16 protein-coding genes are annotated in these 14,376 nt (G+C 67.1%); 11 read left to right on the forward strand and 5 right to left on the reverse strand.

From position 1 onward, the window contains the following. Positions 1-4 precede the first annotated feature (4 nt). The 3 genes from D8670_RS15975 to D8670_RS15985 all read right to left on the reverse strand — a co-directional run bounded on the left by D8670_RS15975 (position 5) and on the right by D8670_RS15985 (position 3,194). Positions 5-1,165 (reverse strand): extracellular solute-binding protein, encoded by a 1,161-nt coding sequence (locus tag D8670_RS15975; protein ID WP_121819116.1) that lies wholly within the window; start codon positions 1,163-1,165, stop codon positions 5-7. A gap of 52 nt (positions 1,166-1,217) precedes the next feature. Beyond that, positions 1,218-2,390 (reverse strand): alpha-1 4-glucan-protein synthase, encoded by a 1,173-nt coding sequence (locus D8670_RS15980; protein WP_121819117.1) that lies wholly within the window; start codon positions 2,388-2,390, stop codon positions 1,218-1,220. A gap of 147 nt (positions 2,391-2,537) precedes the next feature. Next, positions 2,538-3,194 carry a MaoC family dehydratase gene (locus D8670_RS15985; protein ID WP_121819118.1) on the reverse strand — a complete coding sequence of 219 codons (657 nt, stop codon included), beginning with the start codon at positions 3,192-3,194 and terminating at the stop codon, positions 2,538-2,540. A 205-nt stretch (positions 3,195-3,399) separates the two neighbouring features. On the opposite strand from D8670_RS15985, the gene D8670_RS15990 reads away from it, so the two are divergent. From D8670_RS15990 to D8670_RS16020, 7 genes are all read left to right on the forward strand, one after another. Further along, positions 3,400-3,726 (forward strand): AbrB/MazE/SpoVT family DNA-binding domain-containing protein, encoded by a 327-nt coding sequence (locus tag D8670_RS15990; RefSeq protein ID WP_121819119.1) that lies wholly within the window; start codon positions 3,400-3,402, stop codon positions 3,724-3,726. Continuing rightward, on the forward strand, positions 3,719-4,204 hold the full coding sequence (locus D8670_RS15995) for a hypothetical protein (protein WP_121819120.1): 486 nt from the start codon (positions 3,719-3,721) through the stop codon (positions 4,202-4,204). The genes D8670_RS15990 and D8670_RS15995 overlap by 8 nt, the downstream gene beginning before the upstream one ends. 43 nt (positions 4,205-4,247) lie before the next feature. Next, positions 4,248-4,799 (forward strand): poly(R)-hydroxyalkanoic acid synthase subunit, encoded by a 552-nt coding sequence (locus D8670_RS16000; protein WP_121819121.1) that lies wholly within the window; start codon positions 4,248-4,250, stop codon positions 4,797-4,799. Further along, positions 4,796-6,349, forward strand: a complete 1,554-nt coding sequence (gene phaC, locus D8670_RS16005; RefSeq protein WP_121819122.1) for a class III poly(R)-hydroxyalkanoic acid synthase subunit PhaC — start codon at positions 4,796-4,798, stop codon at positions 6,347-6,349. The genes D8670_RS16000 and phaC overlap by 4 nt, the downstream gene beginning before the upstream one ends. Before the next feature lie 153 nt (positions 6,350-6,502). After that, the gene (gene fabG / locus D8670_RS16010; RefSeq protein ID WP_121819123.1) at positions 6,503-7,246 is read left to right on the forward strand and encodes a 3-oxoacyl-[acyl-carrier-protein] reductase; all 744 of its coding nucleotides are present in this window, start codon (positions 6,503-6,505) and stop codon (positions 7,244-7,246) included. 254 nt (positions 7,247-7,500) lie between these two features. Then, positions 7,501-8,652, forward strand: coding sequence for a thiolase family protein (locus tag D8670_RS16015; RefSeq protein WP_121819124.1), 1,152 nt, complete (start codon positions 7,501-7,503; stop codon positions 8,650-8,652). Further along, entirely contained in the window at positions 8,649-9,014 is a 366-nt protein-coding gene (locus tag D8670_RS16020) for a Zn-ribbon domain-containing OB-fold protein (RefSeq protein ID WP_121819125.1), read from the forward strand. Before D8670_RS16015 ends, D8670_RS16020 begins: the two co-directional genes overlap by 4 nt. Positions 9,015-9,239: 225 nt before the next feature. Here the strand turns inward: D8670_RS16020 and D8670_RS21075 are convergent, their stop codons facing one another. After that, a complete protein-coding gene (locus D8670_RS21075) occupies positions 9,240-9,899 on the reverse strand; it encodes a DUF7547 family protein (protein ID WP_162994325.1) in 660 nt (219 codons plus the stop codon). Between the two features lie 213 nt (positions 9,900-10,112). Between D8670_RS21075 and D8670_RS16030 the strand changes: the two genes are divergently transcribed. Next, the gene (locus D8670_RS16030) at positions 10,113-10,778 is read left to right on the forward strand and encodes a DUF7504 family protein (RefSeq protein WP_121819127.1); all 666 of its coding nucleotides are present in this window, start codon (positions 10,113-10,115) and stop codon (positions 10,776-10,778) included. Positions 10,779-10,914: 136 nt separating this feature from the next. On the opposite strand, the gene D8670_RS16035 is transcribed toward D8670_RS16030, so the two are convergent. Further along, positions 10,915-11,109, reverse strand: a complete 195-nt coding sequence (locus D8670_RS16035) for a cold-shock protein (RefSeq protein WP_121819128.1) — start codon at positions 11,107-11,109, stop codon at positions 10,915-10,917. A 116-nt stretch (positions 11,110-11,225) separates the two neighbouring features. Here D8670_RS16035 and D8670_RS16040 point away from each other — a divergent pair, with 116 nt between their 5' ends. Genes D8670_RS16040 through D8670_RS16050 form a run of 3 tightly spaced genes read left to right on the forward strand, consistent with a single transcriptional unit; the run spans position 11,226 to position 14,350 of the window. Next, on the forward strand, positions 11,226-13,028 hold the full coding sequence (locus D8670_RS16040) for a helicase HerA domain-containing protein (protein WP_121819129.1): 1,803 nt from the start codon (positions 11,226-11,228) through the stop codon (positions 13,026-13,028). A gap of 41 nt (positions 13,029-13,069) precedes the next feature. After that, a complete protein-coding gene (locus tag D8670_RS16045; protein ID WP_121819130.1) occupies positions 13,070-13,354 on the forward strand; it encodes a hypothetical protein in 285 nt (94 codons plus the stop codon). Between the two features lie 48 nt (positions 13,355-13,402). Next, complete coding sequence (locus tag D8670_RS16050) at positions 13,403-14,350, forward strand: AEC family transporter (protein WP_121819131.1); 948 nt, start codon at positions 13,403-13,405, stop codon at positions 14,348-14,350. The last annotated feature ends 26 nt before the right edge of the window (positions 14,351-14,376 follow it).

Below are 14,376 nucleotides of genomic sequence, written 5' to 3' on the forward strand. Positions count from 1 at the left end.
CAGGTCAGACGTCGAGGCCGGCGTCGCGCATCAGTTCGAGCGTCGGGCCTAAGTCCGACAGCTGGGTCAGGTCGAGGTCCGGCGGGTTCAGCTCGTCCACGGTCGGCAGCTCGCCCACCGGCTCGACCTCGGGGATCAGCGGGTACTCGAAGGTCGTCGTCGCGAAGTACTCCTGTGCCTCTGCCGAGAGGAGGTGGCGGACGAAGTTCGCGGCGAGCTCCGACTGGTCCGTCGAGCTGACGACCGCCGCGCCGGCGACGTTGAAGATGGCGCCGGCGTCGCCCTCGGTGAAGGCCGTGGCGATCGGCGGGTCGTCGCGGTTGTCGACGACCCGCTGGATGTAGTAGTGGTTCGTGAAGCCCGCGCCGAGCTCGCCGTCGGCGATGCGCCGGGCGACGGTGAACTCGTCGGAGTACGCCTCGACGCCCTGGTCGATCATCCCCTCCAGCCACGCCTTCGTCTCCTCGTCGCCGTTGAGGATCCGCATCGCGGTGACGAACGCCTGGAAGGAGCCGTACGACGGGGCCCAGCCCATGACGTCCTGGAACTGGTCCGCGTCGGGGAACGCGGAGATGTCGCTCGGGACGTCGTCCTCCGAGAACTGGTTCGTGTTGTACGGGACGGTCCGCGCGCGACCGGACGTGCCGACCCACTGGTTCTCGTCGTCGCGGTAGGCGCCGTCGACCATCGTCGCCACGTCGTCGGGGAGCGTGGCCGCCAGGCCCTCGTCCGCGAGGACGCCGAGCGACCCGGCGTTGACGGAGAAGAAGACGTCCGCCGGACTCGTGTCGCCCTCCTCGGTGATCTGGTTCACGAGGTCCGTCGAGCTGTTGTACCGCGGTTCGATCGTGAAGTCGTCGTAGAGGTCCTCGATGTGGGAGACGAGTTCCCCGACCAGCGGTTCGCCGCGGCCGGAGTAGAGGGTGAGGGTACCGCTCAGATCGGGCATCTCCGACATGGGGGTGCCGCCCGGGGCGTCGCGGCCCTCGCGGCCGGAGCCGATGAGGCCCGGTCCCTCGTCGCCGTCGCTGTCGCCGCCGTCACCGTTGACTGCGTCGAGAAGCGCGCTACACCCGGCGACCGACGCCATCCCGGCCGCGCCCGCGGCGGCGAGGAAGCGGCGCCGATTCGACGATCGCCGATCGGATCCGTCGTCTTCGCTCATACGTAGATTTAGGCCTCCCTAAAACATTTATAGCTACCGATTCGTCGGCGTCTCAGTCGTCGGCGGCGGCCGGCGCGCGGGGACGGACCTCCAGACCGTCGAGTGCGTCGAGGCAGTCGAGCCAGTCGCGCATGTACTCGCCGACGTAGGTGAAGAAGTCGCCGTTGTTGTACTGGTCCCAGTCGCCCTCGGCCAGCGCTGTCGCCATCGCGTCGAACGCCTCCGCGTAGGAGGTTGCACCGTCGCCCGCCTCGTCGATCACGCGCCAGAGGTGCTCGTTCAGTTCGAGGCCCGGGACCTCGTTGTTCAGGTCGTCGAACGTCGACCGCGGCGCCTTGTTGTGCTCGCACAGCGGCGCGCCGTTGTAGATGCGCTTGCCGAGGAGGTCGCAGGCGCGCTTGAGGAAGACGCCGCTCCAGATGTCGTCGAACCGGCCGACGTCCCACGGGTTCTCGTCCATCGGGCACTGGTAGAACGCCGGGATCACCTCGCGGCGGAAGGCGAGGTTCATCGAGCAGACGGTGAGGTAGTTGCCCCGCTCGGCGACGAAGTCGGTCCCGTAGTCTTCCGCGCCCGTGCGCGTCTGGGCCTGCCCCTGCAGGTCGCCGTCCATCAGGATGCGCACGGCGTCGAGGTCGGGGACGTTCGTCCACAGTCCCTGCGAGGCGACGACCTCGCCGCGCTCCACGGTGGCGCTGTCCGTCTCGACGGTCTCGTCCATCGCGGAGTAGGGATACCCGCGCGGGTAGAGGCCGTGCTCGTCGAAGTTCTGGTAGAGGACGTTCACCCAGTTCTCGTCGGACGAGACGGACTCGATCTCGCCCTCGAACGCGAGGTTCGCCATGTGCCGGCCGAAGAAGTCGTAGTCCTCGTGGGGGAGCGTGTCGTCGTCGATGAAGAAGCCGTAGTCGAAATCGCCGTCCCACATGTACAGCAGGCCGAAGCTCGTCTCGGCGTGGCTCGCCGCGGGCACGACGTGGGAGTACTCCGAGACGCCGCGGTCCTCGTACCACTCCTCGCGGCGGGAGCCGTCGAACACCTCGCCCGAGACGCCCTCCTCGTCGAGCATCGCCCGCATCTCCTCGGTGTCGCAGAAGTCCTCCGTAACGAGGAGAACGTGCAGGCGGTCGAGGTCGAACCCGTGTTCGCGGGCGTTGTCGAAGTACGCCCGCATGCACTCGTACTCGCGGATGGTCGGAACGATAACGCAGATGTCGCCGCTCATTCGTTACCGCCCACTCTTTAGGGGAGCCTAAAATATCTGCCTATCTCGAACTGCGGTGTTCGAGGGACCGTCACCGGCCCGTCGCGGGCGAGCGCAGCCCGACGGTCGGGCGGTAACTGACGGTGTCCGCGGTCGGCGAACGACGCGTTATCGGTCGGTCGCCGGCGGGTGCTCCTCCTCGGGGAGGTCGTCGATGAGGACGACGGCTTCGCCCTCGATGACGGTCCGGTCCTGGTCCTCGTCGGAGATAACCGTCGAGAGGCGGAACTGGTCGTCGCCGAGGTCCTCGATGACCTCGACCTCCGCCGCGATCCGGTCGCCGATGGTGACCGGACCCGTGAACTCCAGATCCTGCGAGAGGTAGATGGTGAGGCCGGGGAGCCGCGCGAGCGCCGCGCTGATGAGCCCCGAGACGAGCGTGCCGTGGGCGATCCGGCCGCCGAACCGGGTCGTCTCGGCGAACTCGTCGTCGAGGTGGAGGCGGTTCGTGTCCCCGCTCACGCGCGCGAAGTCGCGAACGTCGTCGTCGTCGAGCACCTTCGAGAAGCGGACGGTGTCGCCGACGGCGATGTCCTCTGATCGCTCCACCGATCGCTCGAACTCCCAGTCGGACTCCTCGTACGCGACCGAGGGGATCGAGGGCAGTTCCCGCTGATCCTCTTCGTCTCCGTCTTCGTGGTCGAACGCGGAGAGGGCAGCGGTGTTGGCCGCGGCGGCGCTCTTGAAGAACGACCCGGTCATCCGCGCCCAGGCGTTCGTCATGGCCGACAGCGGCGTTGTGAGTTCCTGAGACTGTTTGCTCATTGTCGTCCCCCGGTAGGCTCTATGCTGTTAAGTGTCCTGTGGCCAGATAATTTGGATCCCGTCGGCGGTGAAACGACTGGTCTTTCGAGCGCGTCCATACCCTATCGATCCGCCTTCTACTCCTTCAAACCACTTGTTGGTGTGTAATGGTAAGAGATGGTTTTCAGCGGAACGCTTATGGTGTCTCCCGACCTACTGACTGTTGATGACGGAGGACGACGACGACCGGACCGGGATGCCGTGGTCGCCAGCAGCGTTCGCACAGCAGATGCAACAGGCGAGCGAGCAGGCGGTGGAGTCGCAGCAGGAACTGTTCGAGCAGTTCCTCTCGGCCAACGCCGGCGGGCTGGACGCCATGACCGACCTCAGCCAGATGAGCATGGGCACGGCGACGTTCAAGACCCGTGTCCAGAGCAGCGGACGGATAAGCATCCCCGACGCCGAGCGCGAAGCCCTCGACATCCAGGAGGGCGACATCGTGCAGACAGTCGTCGTCCCCGTGAAACGCAACAGAAGTGATAACAATGACTGACACCAACCCCATCCAGACCGCATTCGAGTTCCAGCGCACCGCCGTCGAACAGACCCAGCAGGCGACCCACGACGCCGTCGAGGCCCAGAAGGCCCTCGTCCAGACGCTCGCCAACAGCGTCGAGCCCGTCGCGGCCCTGCAGGCCCAGACCAACGACGTGAGCCAGCAGGCCGCCCACGCCTACCTCGACGCCGTCGAGTCCTCGCTCCCCGAGGACGCCGCCGACTTCGACGAACTGCGTCAGGCCGTCGACGACGGCTTCGAGTCCGTCGACGACGTGCAGGCCGACGCCTGGGAGTCGTTCGGCGAGATGCTCGACGAGAGCGTCGCCGCCTTCGACGAGGCCGCCGACAACTACACCGACGCCGTCGACACCACGTTCGACACGTTCCTCAACGCACACGAGCAGGTCGAGGACAGCGTCGAGCAGGTCGCCGAGAACGCCGAGGACGTCGCCGAAGACGTCGCGGCCAACTGAGGCCACACCTTTTCACCTTCGACCACGTTCTTTCAATACAATAATGGCAGACTCGTTCAACCCTGACGACGCGGCGCAGAACTGGAACAGCTTCGTAGAACAGATGAACAAGCAGTTCATGGACGCCTTCGAGCAGAACGTCGAGGCCCAGGCGGAGTTCGTCGAGTCCTGGACAGAGACGCTCGAGGCGAACGCGGACGACCAGGAGCTCACCGAGGGCGTCAAAGGCTACGCCCGCGCCTACGAGGCGTGGATGGACGCCGCCCAGCAGATGGTCGAGCGCGTGAACGACTCGATGGAGGGTGAGGACGTCGAGGTCGAGGAGTTCCGCGACATCTGGCTCAACACCGCCAACGAGGCGTTCAAGGAGGCGATGAGCACGACGGCGTTCGCCGCGGCGACCGGCGAGTCCGTCCAACAGGCGCTCGACCTCCGACAGCAGGCCGGCGAGGCCTCCGAGTCCACGCTCAGCGAACTCGGCTTCGCCACCGAGGGCCAGATCGTCGAGGTCGGCGAGCGCCTCGTCGAACTGGAGCGCCGCCAGCACGCCGTCGAACAGAAGCTCGACCGCATCGTAGAGGAACTCGAAGAATGAACCCGTACGCCGACGCCATCGACCTCCAGCGACAGGCCTGGGAGAACGCAACCGAACTCGTCGAGAAGACGGGCGCGGCGCCGGACGCCGCCGACACCGTCGCGGACGTCGACGTCGGCCAGACGCCGAAAGAGGTCGTCTACGAGGAGAACAAGCTCCAGCTCTACCACTACGAGTCCAAGACGGAGGAGCAACACGACGTCCCGATCCTCATCGTCTACGCGCTGATCAACCGGCCGTACATCTTGGACCTCCAGCCCGACCGCTCGGTCGTCCAGACGCTGCTGGAGAACGGGTTCGACGTGTACATGATCGACTGGAACGAGCCGTCGAAGCTCGACGCCTCGCTCACGCTCGACGACTACGTCAACCGCTACATCGACAACTGCGTCGACGAGGTGCGCGAGCGATCCGGCCAGGACTCGATCAACATCCTGGGCTACTGCATGGGCGGCACGATGAGCGTGATGTACGCCGCGCTCCACCGCGAGAAGGTCCGCAACCTCGCGCTGATGGCCGCCGGCCTCTGCTTCGCCGGCGACGGCGGCGTGCTCGAACTCTGGGGCGCCGACGAGTACTACGACCCCGAGAAGGTCGCGGAGACGTTCGACAACGTCCCCGCCGAGTTCCTGGACCTCGGGTTCGCGCTGATGGACCCCATCGCCAACGGCGTGACGAAGTACGTCCGCCTCTACGAGAACATCGAGGACGAGGACTTCGTCCAGAACTTCGCGCGCATGGAGGAGTGGCTGGGCGACGGCATCGACGTCGCCGGCCAGACGTACGTGGAGTTCCTCCGCGACGTCTACCAGGAGAACAAGCTCTACGAGAACGAACTGGAGCTGAACGGCAAGCGCGTCGACCTCGACAACATCGACATGCCGATCCTCCAGATCGTCGCGGAGTACGACCACCTCATCCCGCCGGAGGCCTCCAAGCCGTTCAACGACGTCATCCCGAGCGACGACGTGACGACGATGGAGTTCCCCACCGGCCACATCGGGATGTCCGTCTCCTCCAGTTCCCACGCGGAGCTGTGGCCCGACGTCTGCGAGTGGTTCGAGGAGCGCTCGCAGGTCGAAGCGGACGCCGACGAGGACCAGGGGCCGGGCGAGTCCCGCTCCGACGAGGAGATCGAGGAGATGGCCGAGACGGACATCCAGGAAGAACCCGCGGAGCCGGGCGAGATGCACGTCGACGAGGAGACCGTCGAGGAACTCGTCGACGAGACGGACGACGAGACGACCGAGGCCGAGGCGACGACCGAACCGGAGGAGCCGGACGCCGCCCTCGCCGAGGACGTCGACGCGGACGAGAGCGAGGCCGAAGTCGTCGCCGAGGAAGGGACGGACGTCGAGTCGACCGCGACCCTGCAGGACATCGAGGGCGTCGGCCCGTCCTACGAGGAGGAACTCCGCGGCGCCGGTATCGAGAGCGTCGCCGACCTCGCCGCGGCGGACGCCGCCGCCCTCGGCACCGACGCGGACGTGCCGGCCAGCCGCCTCGAAGACTGGATCGAGCAGGCCCGCGAACTGCTCGACGAGGAGTGACGGCGCGGGGCGCCGCGGCGACACCCTTACACGACCTCCCTGACTGGGGGAATCCTTATACGGCGACTGCTTGATTGTGTACCTAGCGACAGGAACGGCGGGCGCTCGATCCGAAACGCTCGGTCGTTCGCCGTCCCTGTACCGGCTCCAACCATGAAAATGGACGACCGCACCTGTTTGATCACGGGATCGGGGAGGGGTATCGGCCGCGGCATCGCGGAACATCTCGGTCAGGAGGGGGCGAACGTCGTCGTCAACTACCGGTCGTCTGAGTCGTCCGCGCTGGAGGCCGTCGAGACGATAGAGGAGTCCGGCGGACACGCCATCGCCGCGCAGGCCGACGTCACCGATCGGGACGACGTCGACGCGATGCGCGAGACGATCCACGAGGAGTTCGGCCCGCTCGACGTCCTCGTGAACAACGCCGGGATCACGAAGGACACTCGCTTCACCAAGATGACCCGCGACGAGTGGGATCAGGTGATGAACGTCAACCTCGGGGGGACGTTCAACTGCACGCAGGCGTTCTACGACGACATCTGGAACGCCGACGAGGGCCGCCTGATCAACATCTCCAGCATCGTCGGCAAGCAGGGCAACTTCGGGCAGGCCAACTACGCCACCGCGAAGAGCGGCCTGTTCGGCTTCACCCGCACCATGGCGCTCGAACTCGCCAACGGCGGGTCGACCGCGAACTGCGTCGCGCCCGGGTTCACGCGAACGGACATGCTGGAGACCGTGCCCGACAAGGTCCAGGAGAAGATCGTCGCGGAGATCCCGCTCGGTCGCTTCGCGGAGATCGAGGACATCGCCGCGACCGTCCGCTTCCTCGCCAGCGAGGAGTCGTCGTACATCACCGGCGAGGTGCTGGACGTCAACGGCGGGATGGATCTGTAACAACGACCCATTTTTCGCCTCGGGTCGCCTTCAGTGACCGCTCACGGCAAAAAGCTCGGCCGAAAACGCCGCTCGCTCACTCGCTCCGCTCGTTTGCTCGCGGCTGCATCACTCGTTCGCAGGCCTGCCCTTCCCCGAGTCCCGCGCCGCTCGCCGCGATTGCTCGCGCCGCGCTCGGCCGTTTCTCGAATCCCGTACTGGAACGCCTACCTCCATCACCAGTCTATAAATTACTCCCCGGTGAGCGTTCACCCATGGAACGCGTAGCAATCATGGGCGCGTCGATGACCCAGTTCGGGCAGCGCGACGCGTGGGTCGAGGAGCTACTCGCCCAGGCCGGCGACGAGTGCCTCCGGGCGGCGGACGTCGACCCGGACGAGTTGGACCACCTGTACGTGTCGAACATGGCGAGCGGCGAGTTCGAGGGCCAGACGGGGATCATGAACGCCCTGGCGCACGACCTCGGCGCCATGCCGGTGTACACCCAGCGCATCGACCAGACGAGTTCGAGCGGCGGCGCGGGGGTCTACGCAGCGTGGCAGTCGGTCGCCAGCGGCGCCAGCGACATGACGATGCTGGTCGGGGCGGAGAAGATGACGCACAAGTCCACCGCGGAGTCGACGGACATCATCGCCTCGATCACCCACGACGTCGAGTACAAGGTCGGCGTCACCCTCCCGAGTTTCGCCGGGATGACGGCGCGACACTACCTGGAGAAGTACGACGCGCCCCGGGAGTCGCTGGCGAAGGTCGCGAGGAAGAACCACAGGAACGGCGTCGATAACCCTCACGCGCAGTTCCAGAAGGAGGTCGACCTGGAGACGATCCTGGAGTCGCCGATCATCGCCGACCCGCTCCGGCTCTACGACTTCTGTCCCATCACGGACGGGAGCGCCGCGCTCCTGCTCTGTCCGGAGTCCGTCGCGGAGGAGTACACCGACGACTACTCGGTCATCACCGGCGTCGCCGGCGCGACCGACACCCACGTCGTCCACGAGCGCGACGACCCGACGACGATGGGCGGCGTCGTGGAGAGCGGGAAGGAGGCCTACGAGATGGCCGGGGTCGGCCCGGAGGACGTCGACGTCGCGGAACTGCACGACATGTTCACCATCCTCGAGTTCCTCCAGATGGAGGGGCTCGGCTTCGCGGAGCCGGGCGAGGCGTGGAAGGCCGTCGAGGAGGGGAAGACGGAGATGGACGGCGAACTCCCCGTCAACACCTCCGGCGGCCTCAAGTCCAAGGGCCACCCGCTCGGCGCGAGCGGCGTCGCGCAGGTGTACGAGATACACAAGCAGATGATCGGCGACGCGGGCCCGCGGCAGGTCGAGGCAGACGTGGGTCTCGCCTGCAACGTCGGCGGGTTCGGTAACTGCGTCATCACCACTATCCTGGAGGAAGCATGAGTTTCGACGCACACCGCTGTCCGAACGGCCACGTAACGTACCCGGGCCATCCCCGCTGTCCGGAGTGCGGAGAGGCACAGACCGAGACTATCGACATCAGCGACGAGACCGGCGAGGTCGTCACGTGGACGAAAAGCACCGCGACCCCGCCCGGCGTCCGGGAACCGAACACGATGGCGATCGTCGAGTTCGAGGTCGACGGCGAACCCGTCCGCGCGCTCGGACAGGTGACTACCGACGACGTGGAGACCGGCGACGAGGTCGAACCCGTCTACGTCGACGAACTCCGGGAGCCCGGCGCGGGGATTCGGAATCCGGAGAGCCAGGAGTGGGACGGGTATCGCTTCGACCCCGTCCAGTGAGCGCGCCGGCGCGAACTACGGGGTCGAAGCGAATGAGAGGTCCCGTCCAGTGAGCGCGCCGGCGCGAACTACGGGGTCGAAGCGAAGGAGCGATCCGAACTGAGTGCCGTTTTATCGGCTCTCCGCGGATCGAAGCGAACGGTCTCCGCGGACCGAGGCGAAAACGGTCGCAGTGAACGAGGCCGCAGGAAACGTCAGCCCCGGGCTACCGGGAGATCCGTCGTCTCACTCCTCGTCGCCGTCGTCACCGGTCCCATCGCTGCCTTCGTCGCCCCCCTCGTCGCCCTCGCGGTACTGATCGCGAAGCGAGTCCAGTTCGGCGTCGACATCCACTTTCACCCCGTCGTCGATCCCCTCGGCGTCGTCGCTCTCGTCGTCACCCTCGTACTCGTCGAGCGTGTGTTCCTGCTCCGTCGACTCCTGGAGGCGGCGGTCTATCTCGCGGCGGAGTTCGCGGGCGTCCTCGAGCACGGGGCGTGCGGGGGAATCCTCGGGGAGTTCGCCGTTCTCGAACGCGGTCTGGAGGTCTTCGAGGGCGCTGTCGACGCGCTGGAGGGTCGTGCGGCTCACGTCGGTCGCCCGGTCTCGGGCGTCCGCGGCCCTGTCTCGCGCGTCGCCGCCGCGCTGGCTGACCTCCTGGCCCTTCCGGGCCAGACGGAGGCCGCGCTGGAGCGCTTCGAGGATGCGGATGTTCGCCTCCAGAACGGCGACGATGGCGGGGATGGCGGCCTCGTCGGCGAACCGCAGTACCTCGTTCGGCCGGGGCGGTCGCGGGAGACCGAGGGGGCCGCGCCGGGGTCCGACGTCGCCGCGGAGGTCCCGCAGCGCGTCCGCGAGGTCGTCGGCGGCGCGGGCGAGGTCGTCGTCGGGCGTCGCGTCGCTCATACCCCCGGGTTCGGCGGGCAGTCCCAAAAACCGACTGGTCGCCCCGATCTCCTCCGATCCGAAGAGTTCAAACCTATTCCGGCCGTAACGTTATCCACGTAAACCAGTTTACGAGTTGCCGTTCAATCCTCGTATCACTGCGACGAATCGGCAATTCGATGAAAAATTTGAGCCACAATCTTTATTATATCCTGCACACGAACTATTGAAAGAATGCACACTGAGCACGGCGGGGGCGTTCCCGAGGGGACGACGTTCTCTCAGGAACTCGCGGCGCTGAAACGAGAGGGGAGTAACATCCTTGTGGTGGGGACCGCGACGGACGACGCCCACGTGCTCGCCTGCCGTCGCCTGCTCGGTCAGTCGCAAGACGATCCGCGGCGACGGCTGTTCGTGTTCACCGACGGCCACAGCGCCTGCGAGCGCCTCCCCGAGAACGGCTGCGGTCCCGTCCGGATCGTTCGGCAGGGCGACGAGGCGGCGTTCGCCGACCGCCCGGACGTCTCCGAAGCCGTCGTCGACAGCCGGATGCTGAGCGCGCTCGGCACGGAGATAATCGCCGGCGTCAACGAGTTCGAGGACGAGGTAGACGGGTTCGACCCCGCCGAGCTCCGCGTCTGCGTCGACTCGGTTGCACCGCTTCTCGAGGAGCATCCGCCCGAGAACGTGTTCCGTCTGCTCCACATGGTGACCTCCCGCATCCGGCAGGCGTCGGGCATGGGGCATTTCCACCTCGACGTCGGCAAGGATTCCGACGCCGTTCACCTGCTGGAGCCGCTGTTCGACGCCGTCGTCGAGGTCCGCGAGCAGGGCGGGAACGTCGAACATCGCTGGCACCTCCGCGACCAGGAGGTATCGAGCGGCTGGATCGACCTCTGACTGCCTGACCGACTGGATCCGCAGCTCCGGACGCTGCTCTACGCTCAGGAACCCTCACGGTGCCGCGATCCCGGGACGCGTCGCTGGCGGGCGTTAAAATACTGTGTTCTGTTGCCGATACCGTTGCGGTTTCGCCTTACAGGCGTTCGAGGTTCGTCGCGCGCGGGCCCTTGTCGGCCTGCTCGATGTCGAACTCGACTTCCTGACCTTCCTCCAGGTCGGGGCCGCCGACGTCCTCCATGTGGAAGAACACGTCTTCGTCTGCGTCCTCAGTGTCGATGAAACCGTAACCGCCAGTGTCGTTGAAGAAATCGACCGTACCTTTCGCCATTGCATCTCGATAGAGAAGGCGCTCACTTATAATACTTTCCTGCGGATCGGAGGTGAGCGCGAGCGGCCGGAGGCAGGAGGTTCATTATCCCCGGGCGTGACGGGAAAAGCGATCGAATGACCGAGAGCCAGCACGTCACCGTCGGCGAGCACCGGTCGGCGGGCGACGACAGCGACGGCGACCCCGTCACCCTGCCGGTGGTGCAACTCCTCACCGGCCGCGGGTTCGTCACCGGCAAGTCGGGGTCGGGGAAGTCGAACACGGCGAGCGTCATCGGCGAGGAACTGCTCGAAGCGGGCTACCCGCTGCTGATCGTCGACACCGACGGGGAGTACTACGGCCTGAAGGAGGAGTACGAGCTGCTGCACGCGGGCGCCGACGAGGAGTGCGACATCCAGATCGGCGCGGAGCACGCCGAGAAGATCGCCACGCTCGCGCTGGAGGAGAACGTCCCCGTCATCCTCGACGTCTCCGGCTACCTCGACGAGAACGAGGCCTCGGAGCTCATCCGCGAGACGGCGCGGCACCTGTTCACCAAGGAGAAGAAGCTGAAGAAGCCGTTCCTGCTGGTCGTCGAGGAGGTCCACGAGTACATCCCCGAGGGCGGCGGCCTCGGCGAGACGGGCCAGATGCTCATCAAGATCGGCAAGCGGGGGCGCAAGCACGGCCTCGGCATCCTCGGCATCAGCCAGCGCCCCGCGGACGTCAAGAAGGACTTCATCACGCAGGCTAACTGGCTCGTCTGGCACCGCCTCACCTGGGAGAACGACACGAAGGTCGTCGGCCGCATCGTCGACAAGGAGTACGGCGAGATGGTGTCGGACCTGGGCGACGGCGAGGCGTTCCTCCAGACCGACTGGACGGAGGCGGACGTGCGCCGCATCCAGTTCCGCCGGAAGCGGACGTTCGACGCCGGCGCAACGCCCGGCCTCGACGACTTCGAGCGCCCGGAGCTGAAGTCGGTCAGCGACACGCTGGTCGGGGACCTCCAGGACATCACCGAACAGCAGGAGCAGGAGCGCAACCGCGTGGCAGAACTGGAGTCGGAGCTCGAACGCAAGGAGGAGCGCATCGCCGAGCTGAAAAGCGAGCTGGAGTCGGCCCGCGACGTCTCCGCGGCGGCCCGGAAGATGGCGAACGCCCTCCGGCACGGCGACGTGGCCGCCGAGGACGACACCCAGCAGACGCAGCTGCCGACCGAAGAGACCGACGACCGCCAGCGCAAGCGGATCGAGCGACTGGAAGCCGACCTGGAGGCAACCCGCGAGCGGATCGAGGAGCTGGAGGCCGAGAACGAGCGCCTGCGCGACGAGAACGAGCGGTTGGCCGAGCAGGCCGAGAACTCCGAGAACCCGGAAGTCGAGACCCTGGAGGAGCGCGTCGACGAACTGGAGACGGCGCTCGCCCAGAAGGAGATCAAGCTGGAGCAGTACCGGGAGTACGCACAGGAGCAGTGGGCGTCCGACGGCGCGTCGGAGGCCGGCGCGCCGGACCGAACGGCCTCCAGCACGGAAGACGACGCCCGGACGAGCGCGGACGGCGGTAGCGGCGCGGCGGCGCGCGGTACCGGGGCGAGTGGAGACGCCCCGGTAGTCAGCGACGGGAACGGCGCCGAGGACGGGCGCGCCACCGCAGACGACATGGCGCTGCTCCGGTCCGACCCCGTCCAGCGCCGCATCGCGCTCGCCCGCAGGGACTCGCTGTGCAACGAGGAGTACGCGTGGGACGTCCTGACGCTCCTGGCCAGCGAGGGGCCGCTCCGGCCCCGGCAGATCGAACCGCGGGTCGACGCGCCGATGGAGTCGGTTCGGAGCCTGCTGACCGAACTCCGGACGGACTCGCTCGTCGCCCGCGACGACGACGGGGCGTACGATTTCGACCGTCGTCGGCTCCGCCGCATCCGCGACGACGAGGCGTGACCGGGGAAAACGCTTTGCCCGCGACGCCCCTTCACCGTCGCATGGACGCCGATCCCGACGCCGTGCGCGAGCGCGCGACGGTGACGCACCTCGAACCGCCGCTGCTGGACATCGAGGAGGAGATGTGGTCCGCGGAGGACCCGGAAACCGGCTGCGTCGGCTACGGGCGGGTCGAGGCGGAGGCGGTCGGCAATCTCGTCGCCGTCGTCGCCGAACGCGCGGGCGAGTCCGAGGTCGGGTACGTCAAGCTCCCCGGCGAGGTCGTCGAGCGGACGTGGCGCGGGGAGCGCGACGGCGTCGTCTCGAAGCTGTCGGACCTCTTCTGACCGTTTCGACTCGAAAGGCTTGTACCGCCGAGCGGCGCTCGATCAGGTATGTCGCTGTTGTCGGCGCTGACGACGGCTATCTTGCCGGTTCTCTCCGTGGCGGGCGTCGGGTTTCTCCTCGGTCGGTACCGCGAAGTAGACGTGGATCCCCTCGCGGTCGTCACGCTGTACGTCCTCATGCCGGCGCTCGTCTTCCACAGCCTCGTCACGACGCCGATCTCGGGCGCGACCGCGGCGACCCTGTTCGCCGGCGTCGGCGCGTTCACCGCCGTCATGGTCGTCGCCTCGGAGGCCGTCGGGCGACTCGTCGGCGAGCAGTCGCCGACGCTCGGCTCGCTGGTCCTCTCTAGCACCTTCCCGAACGCGGGCAACTACGGCATCCCCCTGTCCGCCTTCGCGTTCGGCGCGATCGGCCGGAGCACGGCGGTGCTGTACATCGCCGCCCAGTCGGTGCTGATGTACACGCTCGGCGTCTACGTCGCCTCCCGCGGCGCGTCGACGTCCGCCCGCGACGCCGTGCTGACCGTGTTCAGGCTCCCGCTCGTCTACGCGGTCGTCCTCGCGGGCATCGCGCAACTGCTCGGCGTCGTCCCGCCGGCCGACTCCACCGTGATGCAGACGCTCAAGCTCACGGGCGACTCGTCGATCCCGGTCATGCTGCTCCTGCTCGGCATCCAGCTGGCGAACACGACCTACGGGACGGCCGTCATCCGCACCGCGCCCGCCGTCGCGTTGAAACTGTTCGTCGCGCCGGTGGCCGCCCTCGGCGTCGCGCTCGCAGTGGGCCTCGACGGCCCGGTCGGCCGGGTGTTCGTCCTCGAGTGCGCGATGCCCGCCGCGGTGACGCCGCTGATGCTCACTGTCGAGTTCGGTGAGGGCGGCGGGGAGGTCTCCGCCGCCGAGTACGTGAGCACGGCGATCATGGTCTCGACGCTCGCAAGTGTGGTGACGCTCACCGCGCTCATCGCGGTGCTGAGGTCGGGGACGTTCCTCTGAGCGACAGCGTTCGGGAGACGCGATGC

Source organism: Halostella limicola, from assembly GCF_003675875.1.
In the GTDB taxonomy this organism is placed as follows: Archaea; Halobacteriota; Halobacteria; order Halobacteriales; family Natronoarchaeaceae; genus Halostella; species Halostella limicola.